This is a genomic window from Pseudomonas sp. HY2-MNA-CIBAN-0224 (assembly GCF_040310285.1).
Lineage (GTDB): Bacteria > Pseudomonadota > Gammaproteobacteria > Pseudomonadales > Pseudomonadaceae > Aquipseudomonas > Aquipseudomonas helleri.
Genome location: NZ_JBEOPQ010000193.1, coordinates 1 through 436, shown reverse-complemented (window position 1 = coordinate 436; position 436 = coordinate 1). Strand labels below are relative to the sequence as shown.

The 436-nt window shown below is 46.1% G+C and carries 1 protein-coding gene; it reads right to left on the bottom strand.

Annotated features, from left to right (window positions below; all coding sequences use genetic code 11):
• The coding region (gene dapB / locus AAEZ03_RS25990) for a 4-hydroxy-tetrahydrodipicolinate reductase (RefSeq protein ID WP_350582609.1) at positions 1 to 436 on the bottom strand (436 nt) is incomplete at both ends.

The window sequence follows — 436 nt, the reverse complement described above, 5'->3', positions numbered from 1 at the left end:
CTGCCATGCCGAGCAACTTTAATGACAAATTAACGCCTGTTGAATAGTTACCCGCATAAACGATAGCAACTTGCTCACTCGCTTTTGCCAAGACTTTCTCTTGCTGCTCATTGAATCCTGTAGTGCCAATCACCATCGCCACCTTATGCGCTGCACAGATTTGCATATTTTGCTCAGTGGCATCTGGCAAGCTAAAATCAATCAGCACATCGATGTCATTAATGACTGTTTTTAAATCATCGACAATCTGTACATCTAAACGACCAATCGCTGCAACTTCGCCCGCATCTGCACCGACAAGGCTTGAACCTTGACGTTCAATCGCAGCGTTAAGCGCAGTTTGCGAGTTGTCCTGTACCGCTTCAATAAGCATACGCCCCATACGCCCACCGGCACCGATGACACCGACTTTAATAGCTTGGTTTTTTACTTGTTG